Raw genomic sequence first — 7,929 nt, 5'->3', positions numbered from 1 at the left:
CCTCTAGCTCTCCCCTCCCCGAGCCCCACAAACCCCTCCCCCCCCCACTAGACCCCCGCCCCCCCCCCCCCCCCCCCGGGGGGGCCCCCCCCCCCCCCCCCCCCCGCCACCGTGGACAGCCGGCTGATGAGCATCGGCACCGTCCTGAACACGCTGCGCGAGGAATTCCCCGAGGTCACGATCTCCAAGATCAGGTTCTTGGAGTCCGAGGGCCTCATCGAGCCGCAGCGGACGCCGTCCGGGTACCGCAAGTTCAGTCCGGACGACGTCGAGCGGCTCGCCCACGTGCTGCGGATGCAGCGGGACCACTACCTGCCGCTGAAGGTCATCAAGGAGCAGCTCGACGGCCTGGAGAGGGGCGAGGCGCTGCCCGTCCCGGCCCCCGGCCGGCCCGGCGATCCGGCGGACGCCGGTGAGGACGGGCCCACCGCGGCCCGCATCGGCCGTCAGGAGCTGCTCGCGGCCGCCGGGATCGACGCGGCCGAGCTCGAGGAGTGGGAGTCCTACGGGCTCATCGCCCAGCTGCCCGACGGCGGCTACGACGCCGGTGCCGTCGTGGTCGCCGAGCTCGTGGGCGAGCTTGGCCGCTTCGGCATCGAACCCCGCCACCTGCGCCTGATGCGGGCGGCCGCGGACCGGGAGGCCGGTCTGGTCGACTCGGTCGTCGCCCCGCTCAAGGTGCACCGCAATCCGCAGACCCGGGCGCTGGCGCAGGCCCGTGCCAAGGAGCTGGCAGGGCTGACGGTGAAGCTCCACGCCACACTCGTCCAGACTGCTCTGGGCGTGCGTCTTCCCTGATCGCAGGGGCGGTCCTCGGCCGTGCGCCCGGCATGCGGCGGATGCCCGACTACCCAAACCTGCCGGGCACGTCCTAGGGTTGCTGTGTGAACGAGCTCGACGTCGTAGGTGTCCGGGTCGAAATGCCCTCCAACCAGCCGATCGTGCTCCTGCGTGAAGTGGGAGGCGACCGGTACCTCCCCATCTGGATCGGACCGGGGGAGGCGACCGCGATCGCCTTCGCCCAGCAGGGCATGGCCCCACCGCGTCCGCTGACGCACGACCTGTTCAAGGACGTGCTGGAGGCGGTCGGTCAGGAGCTCACGGAAGTGCGCATCACGGACCTGCGGGAGGGTGTCTTCTACGCGGAGCTGGTCTTCGCCAGCGGAGTCGAGGTCAGCGCCCGTCCTTCCGACGCCATAGCCCTCGCCCTGCGCACCGGGACGCCGATCTTCGGCAGCGACGGGGTCCTGGACGACGCGGGGATCGCGATCCCGGACGAGCAGGAGGACGAGGTCGAGAAGTTCCGCGAGTTCCTCGACCAGATCTCGCCCGAGGACTTCGGGACCAACAGCCAGTAGACGGCCGGATCCGGCCGGACGCGGAACGCATCGCGCCGGTCGCCTCGGCACATTCGGCTAGCCTTTCCCCGCGGTGGGTCACGGGAAACCACTCTTAGGGTGATTATCACTCGGCGTGGCGAGTGTGGCGTTCGTTGACGCACCCCCTGTGACTGCCTACCGTCGACAAGGCAGGTCAATGAGGAGGTCGGCGTGAGAAGCAGCGGCGACGGTACGGCGACGGGCGGTCCGTACCTGTTTCACGGCAGCGCGGCCGATCACACTCCGCAGCGCCCGCAGGCGGTTTCTGCGGTGGCGGGGGCGAGCGGCGACGAGGGCGCCGAGCAGGTCGGATACCGGGGGCCGACCGCGTGTGCGGCGGCCGGCATCACGTACCGCCAACTGGACTACTGGGCCAGGACCGGTCTCGTCGAGCCCAGCGTGCGGCCCGCGTACGGGTCGGGCACCCAGCGGCTCTACAGCTTCCGGGACGTCGTCGTCCTCAAGGTCGTCAAGCGTTTCCTGGACACCGGTGTCTCGCTGCAGAACATCCGGACCGCGGTGCAGCACCTGCGCGAGCAGGGGTTCCGTGACCTCGAGCGCATGACGCTGATGAGCGACGGCGCCACGGTGTACGAGTGCACCTCGCCGGCCGAGGTGCACGATCTGCTCCAGGGCGGCCAGGGCATCTTCGGCATCGCCGTCGGTGTCGTGTGGCGGGACGTCGAGAGTGCCCTGTCCCAGCTGCACGGGGAGCGGGTGGACACCGGCGAGACGCTGCTGGCGCACAACCCGTCCGACGAACTCGCGAGGCGGCGCAACCGGGCCGTGTGAGCCGCAGGGGCCCGTTGTCAGTGGCGTAGGGCAGCATCGGAGATGTGAGAACCGCGCCGACGATCCTGCATCTCGACATGGACGCCTTCTACGCCTCGGCGGAGCAGGCGGCCAAGCCGAGCCTGCGCGGGAAAGCGGTGGTCGTGGGCGGCGTCGGGCCGCGCGGCGTGGTCGCGACCGCCTCCTACGAAGCGCGCCGGTTCGGGGTCCATTCCGCGATGCCGACGGGGCAGGCGCGGCGGCTCGCGCCGAACGCGGCCTTCCTGGTGCCGCGCTTCCACCTGTACCGGGAGATCAGCGAGCAGGTGATGGCCCTCCTGCGGGCCCTGTCGCCCTTGGTGGAACCCCTGAGCCTCGACGAGGCGTTCGTCGATCTGGAGGCCGGTGAGGTGGCCTGGGACGCCGCTTCCGCCGAGGCGGTGGGGGTGCGGCTGCGCGCGGACATCAGACGGGTGACCGGGCTGACCGGTTCGGTGGGTCTCGCGGCGTCGAAGATGCTCGCCAAGATCGCATCGGAGGAGGCGAAGCCGAACGGGCTGGTGCTGATCCCGCCGGGCACCGAGCGCGCGCTGCTCGGTCCGCGGTCGGTCCGCATCCTGCCTGGCGTCGGCCCCGCGACCGGGGACCATTTGAGACGGGCCGGCATCCTCACCGTCGCGGAGATCGCCGAGGCGGGGGAGGACGAGCTGGTGCGGCTGCTCGGGAAGTCGCACGGGGCGCATCTCTACGCGATGGCGCTGGCCCACGACGACCGGCCGGGCGTCGCCGAGCGCGACTCCAAGTCCGTGTCGGTCGAGGACACGTACGACGTGGACATCCACGACCGGGTGCGGGTGCGCATGGAGGTGCGGAGGCTCGCGGAGCGGTGTGTGGAGCGGCTGCGGGGGGCCGGGCGTTCGGGCCGGACCGTGGTCCTCAAGGTGCGGCGCTACGACTTCTCGACGCTGACCCGGTCGGAGACCCTGCGCGGGCCCACGGACGATCCGGCCGTGGTGCGGGAGGCCGCGGCGCGGCTCCTGGAGGCCGTGGACACGACCGGGGGCGTGCGGCTGCTCGGGGTCGGGGTCAGCGGGCTCGCCGATTACACGCAGGAGGATCTGTTCGCGCAGGCGGCGCACGCGGCGGAGGAGGCCGAAGCGGAGGCGGAGGCCGAGGGTGCGGCGGGGGCTGCCGAGGTCGCCGGGGCCGGGGAGGCCGGAGGGGTTTCCGGCGGCTCGGAGGCCGGCGGTGGTCCAGTGGGCGGTGCCGCCGGTGATGCTCAGGAGGTGGCCGGGGGCGAGGCGGCGGATCCGGTCGAACCCGCGCCCCGGCGGTGGCTGCCGGGGCACGACGTGCGGCATGCGGAGTTCGGGCCCGGGTGGGTGCAGGGGAGCGGGCTCGGGCGGGTCACGGTGCGGTTCGAGACGCCGTACTCCCGGGTTCCCGGGCGGGTGCGGACGTTCCTCGTCGACGATCCGGACCTGGAGGTGGGGGAGCCGCTGCCGTTGGTGGAGCCGTTGAAGGAGGCTTCGGCGGAGCCGGGGTAGGCGGCGGCCCGTCCGGCTTCCCGTACGTCCCGCGGCGCTAGGCGGGGTCCTCGTCGGGGCCCGCGAGGCGGCCGAAGTCCATGTCCGGGGGCTGCGGGGCCATGATGTCGAGGCCGTAGTGGTGGTAGAGCTGCAGTTCCTGCTCGGGGGAGAGGTGGCGGCCCACGCCGAAGTCGGGGGCGTCCTTGATCAGGGAGCGTTCGAAGGGGACGCGCAGCGTGCCCTCCACCAGCTCGCTGGGCTCCAGGGGGACGAAGGCGTCGCGGCTGAAGAGCCCCGTACGTATCGCCGCCCATTCCGGAACGCCGGTCGCGTCGTCGAGGTAGACCTCGTCGATGGTTCCGATCTTGCTTCCGTGGCGGTCGAACGCCTTGCGGCCGATCAGGTTGCGCGGATCGACATCGGTCTGCACGGTCCCTCCAGCTGGTCGCAACTCGTTGATACCCCCTACGAAAGAGCACATTGGTGATGACGGCCACTCGAGGGATCCGGCCAGGTCCGCGCTGGTAGGCTGGCAAGCGGCTGCTGACCCCGCGCGGGAGAGTCCTCCGACCCCGTCGGAGGCGCCGAAGGAGCAAATCCTCCCCGGAATCTCTCAGGCTCACGTACCGCACGGGTGAGGTCACTCTGGAAAGCAGGGCGGGGTGCACTTTGTCCGCTCTCACCGACGGTGAAAGCCGGCATGTCCGCGATCGAGAGATCGCCCGGACGGGCCGGTGAAGCTCTCAGGTCGAGATGACAGAGGGGGAGGCCGACCGGGTACCCGCGCCGTGGTGCCCCTCGCAGGTCGCATCGACCAGGAGGCCTCCGCAATGACCGCCAACCGTATCCCGCTCTCCCAGCTGGAGCAGGGGATCCCCTTCGAGCAGCGCCACATCGGCCCCGATGACGCCGCCCAGGCCAAGATGCTGGCGCAGGTCGGCTACGGCTCGCTCGACGAGCTGACGGCCGCCGCGGTGCCGGACGTCATCAAGAGCGCCGAGGCGCTGGACCTGCCGGGCGCCCGCACCGAGGCCGAGGTGCTCGACGAGCTCCGCTCCCTCGCGGACCGCAACCAGGTCCTCGGCTCGATGATCGGCCTCGGCTACTACGGCACCTTCACCCCGCCGGTCATCCTGCGCAACGTGATGGAGAACCCGTCCTGGTACACGGCCTACACGCCGTACCAGCCGGAGATCTCGCAGGGCCGCCTCGAGGCGCTCCTCAACTTCCAGACCATGGTCGCCGAGCTGACCGGCCTGCCCACCTCCGGCGCCTCGCTGCTCGACGAGGGCACCGCGGCCGCCGAGGCCATGGCCCTGTCGCGGCGCATCGGCAAGGTCAAGAACGGCGTGTTCCTCGTCGATGCCGACACGCTGCCGCAGACGGTCGCCGTGATCGAGACCCGCGCCGAGCCGACGGGCGTCGAGGTCGTCGTCGCCGACCTGAGCGACGGCATCCCCGCCGAGATCGCCGAGCGCGGTGTCGTCGGCGTGCTCCTGCAGTACCCGGGTGCCTCCGGTGCCGTGCGCGACATCAAGCCGGTCATCGACCAGGCCCACGAGATCGGCGCGATCGTCACCGTCGCCGCCGACCTGCTCGCCCTGACCCTGCTGACCTCGCCCGGCGAGCTCGGCGCGGACATCGCCGTCGGCACCAGCCAGCGCTTCGGCGTCCCGATGGGCTTCGGCGGCCCGCACGCCGGCTACATGGCCGTCCAGGACAAGCACGCCCGCTCCCTGCCGGGCCGCCTCGTCGGCGTCTCCGTCGACGCCGACGGCAACAAGGCGTACCGCCTGGCCCTGCAGACCCGCGAGCAGCACATCCGCCGCGAGAAGGCCACCAGCAACATCTGTACCGCCCAGGTGCTGCTCGCCGTCATGGCCGGCATGTACGCCGTCTACCACGGCCCCGAGGGCCTGAAGACGATCGCGCGGCGCACGCACCGGTACGCGACCCTGCTCGCCGCCGGTCTCACCGCGGGCGGCGTCGAGCTCGTGCACGGCGCGTACTTCGACACCCTGACCGCGCGCGTCCCTGGCAAGGCCGGCGACATCGTGACCGCCGCCCGTGAGGCCGGGGTCAACCTGCACCTGGTCGACGCCGACCACGTCTCCCTCGCCTGCGACGAGACGACGACGCGGGCCCAGCTGGGCGTCGTGTGGGCCGCGTTCGGCGTGGACGCCGACATCGAGGCGCTGGACGCCGCGACGGCGGACACGCTGCCGGCCGGTCTGCTGCGCTCGGACGACTACCTGGCCCACCCGGTCTTCCACCAGTACCGCTCCGAGACCGCGATGCTGCGCTACCTGCGCAAGCTGTCCGACCGCGACTACGCGCTGGACCGCGGAATGATCCCGCTGGGCTCCTGCACGATGAAGCTCAACGCGACGACGGAGATGGAGCCGGTCACCTGGCCCGAGTTCGGCCAGCTGCACCCCTTCGTCCCGGCCGAGCAGGCGCAGGGCTACCTCACCCTCATCCGTGAGCTGGAGGAGCGCCTCGCCGAGGTCACCGGCTACGACAAGGTCTCCCTGCAGCCGAACGCCGGCTCCCAGGGCGAGCTCGCCGGTCTCCTCGCGGTCCGCGGCTACCACCGGGCCAACGGCGACGAGCAGCGCACCGTCTGCCTCATCCCGTCCTCCGCGCACGGCACGAACGCCGCCTCCGCGGTCATGGCCGGCATGAAGGTCGTCGTCGTCAAGACCGCCGACGACGGCGAGGTCGACGTCGAGGACCTGCGCGCCAAGATCGCCCAGCACGCCGACGAGCTGGCCGTGCTCATGATCACGTACCCGTCGACGCACGGTGTGTTCGAGGAGCACGTCGCCGACATCTGCGCGGCCGTGCACGACGCCGGCGGCCAGGTCTACGTCGACGGCGCGAACCTGAACGCGCTGGTGGGTCTCGCCAAGCCGGGTCACTTCGGCGGCGACGTATCGCACCTCAACCTGCACAAGACCTTCTGCATCCCGCACGGCGGCGGCGGCCCGGGCGTCGGCCCGGTCGGTGTGCGCGCGCACCTCGCGCCGTACCTGCCCAACCACCCGCTGCAGCCGGCCGCCGGTCCCGAGACGGGCGTCGGCCCGATCTCGGCCGCTCCGTGGGGCTCCGCGGGCATCCTGCCGATCTCGTGGGCGTACGTGCGGCTCATGGGCGGCGAGGGCCTCAAGCGCGCGACGCAGGTCGCCGTGCTCTCCGCCAACTACATCGCCAAGCGGCTCGAGCCGCACTACCCGGTGCTCTACACCGGTCCCGGCGGGCTCGTCGCGCACGAGTGCATCATCGACCTGCGCCCGCTGAGCAAGTCGACCGGCGTCAGCGTCGACGACATCGCCAAGCGGCTCATCGACTACGGGTTCCACGCGCCGACCATGTCGTTCCCGGTCGCCGGCACCCTGATGATCGAGCCGACCGAGAGCGAGGACCTCGGCGAGCTGGACCGGTTCTGCGACGCGATGATCGCCATCCGCGGGGAGATCGAGAAGGTCGCCGCCGGTGAGTGGCCGGCCGACGACAACCCGCTGCGGAACGCTCCGCACACCGCCGGGATGCTCGGTGGCGAGTGGGAGCACGCGTACAGCCGGGAAGAGGGTGTCTTCCCGGCCGGGGTCGTGGCTTCGGACAAGTACTGGCCGCCGGTCCGGCGGATCGACCAGGCGTTCGGTGACCGGAACCTGGTGTGCTCCTGCCCGCCTCTGGACGCCTACGAGGCGTAGTCGCCGAGGGTGCTGCGCGGCCGGCCGCTTCGTCGTGGCCGGTCGCGCGGTACCCGCGCCCCTGTCGAGGCTAGGCCGCCTTCACCACCGGGCTCAGCGGGCGGTGGGGGGCGATGATGGTGCCGTTGGGCAGCAGTTCGCCGGTGTCCTCGAAGAGGAGGACCCCGTTGCAGAGGAGGCTCCAGCCCTGCTCAGGGTGGTGGGCCACAGGGTGTGCGGCTTCCCTGTCCGCGGAGTCTGCTGACGGGCACGGTGGCTGGTGCTGGCACATGGAAGGGATCTTTCGCTGCGAAGTGATCTCGATGACGGTGTTGCTGTCCGTGCTGTTGGTGCTGCGGCTCGAAGGCTTGTTCATGGCCGCCCCCCGTTTTCAGTCGGTCCGGAACCCAGTGTTGCCCCGCGGGCGTCGATCCGCAGGTATTTCGTAGCAGCGGTCCTCACTGGAAGAGGACGCATCACCCGTGCGGGCGGTTCAGGCCAACAGCACTGTCACTTCGGATGGTTCGGGGTGGCCTGACCGGGCTAGTCCGGTGA

At 71.4% G+C, this 7,929-nt stretch carries 7 protein-coding genes and 1 riboswitch; of the genes, 5 read left to right on the top strand and 2 right to left on the bottom strand.

Translation table 11 applies throughout. The annotated features are described in order from the left end of the window. Window positions 1-126: 126 nt before the first annotated feature. From ACFW9D_RS26435 to ACFW9D_RS26420, 4 genes are all read left to right on the top strand, one after another. Complete coding sequence (locus ACFW9D_RS26435) at window positions 127-798, top strand: MerR family transcriptional regulator (protein WP_384625588.1); 672 nt, start codon at window positions 127-129, stop codon at window positions 796-798. A gap of 86 nt (window positions 799-884) precedes the next feature. Next, window positions 885-1,358 (top strand): bifunctional nuclease family protein, encoded by a 474-nt coding sequence (locus tag ACFW9D_RS26430; protein WP_161300298.1) that lies wholly within the window; start codon window positions 885-887, stop codon window positions 1,356-1,358. 192 nt (window positions 1,359-1,550) lie between these two features. After that, entirely contained in the window at window positions 1,551-2,171 is a 621-nt protein-coding gene (locus tag ACFW9D_RS26425; RefSeq protein ID WP_188340116.1) for a MerR family transcriptional regulator, read from the top strand. Window positions 2,172-2,215: 44 nt separating this feature from the next. After that, on the top strand, window positions 2,216-3,697 hold the full coding sequence (locus ACFW9D_RS26420) for a DNA polymerase IV (protein WP_384625584.1): 1,482 nt from the start codon (window positions 2,216-2,218) through the stop codon (window positions 3,695-3,697). Window positions 3,698-3,734: 37 nt separating this feature from the next. Here ACFW9D_RS26420 and ACFW9D_RS26415 read toward each other — a convergent pair whose 3' ends face one another. Next, the gene (locus tag ACFW9D_RS26415) at window positions 3,735-4,109 is read right to left on the bottom strand and encodes a PRC-barrel domain-containing protein (protein WP_188340118.1); all 375 of its coding nucleotides are present in this window, start codon (window positions 4,107-4,109) and stop codon (window positions 3,735-3,737) included. A gap of 114 nt (window positions 4,110-4,223) precedes the next feature. Next, window positions 4,224-4,318, top strand: a riboswitch (glycine riboswitch). Between the two features lie 191 nt (window positions 4,319-4,509). Between ACFW9D_RS26415 and gcvP the strand changes: the two genes are divergently transcribed. Beyond that, window positions 4,510-7,395, top strand: coding sequence for an aminomethyl-transferring glycine dehydrogenase (gcvP, locus tag ACFW9D_RS26410; protein ID WP_384625581.1), 2,886 nt, complete (start codon window positions 4,510-4,512; stop codon window positions 7,393-7,395). 70 nt (window positions 7,396-7,465) lie between these two features. On the opposite strand, the gene ACFW9D_RS26405 is transcribed toward gcvP, so the two are convergent. Then, window positions 7,466-7,666 carry a DUF5999 family protein gene (locus ACFW9D_RS26405; RefSeq protein ID WP_188341678.1) on the bottom strand — a complete coding sequence of 67 codons (201 nt, stop codon included), beginning with the start codon at window positions 7,664-7,666 and terminating at the stop codon, window positions 7,466-7,468. Window positions 7,667-7,929: the final 263 nt, after the last annotated feature.

The organism is Streptomyces sp. NPDC059524 (genome assembly GCF_042749255.1).
GTDB classification, from domain to species: domain Bacteria; phylum Actinomycetota; class Actinomycetes; order Streptomycetales; family Streptomycetaceae; genus Streptomyces; species Streptomyces xanthii.
This window is presented reverse-complemented; position numbering and strand designations above follow the sequence as displayed.

Bases quoted from the DNA above. Each gene is read 5' to 3' on its own strand.
- ACFW9D_RS26435 (WP_384625588.1), top strand. From the start codon at position 127: ATGAGCATCGGCACCGTCCTGAACACGCTGCGCGAGGAATTCCCCGAG.
- gcvP (WP_384625581.1), top strand. From the start codon at position 4,510: ATGACCGCCAACCGTATCCCGCTCTCCCAGCTGGAGCAGGGGATCCCC.
- ACFW9D_RS26405 (WP_188341678.1), bottom strand. From the start codon at position 7,666: ATGTGCCAGCACCAGCCACCGTGCCCGTCAGCAGACTCCGCGGACAGG.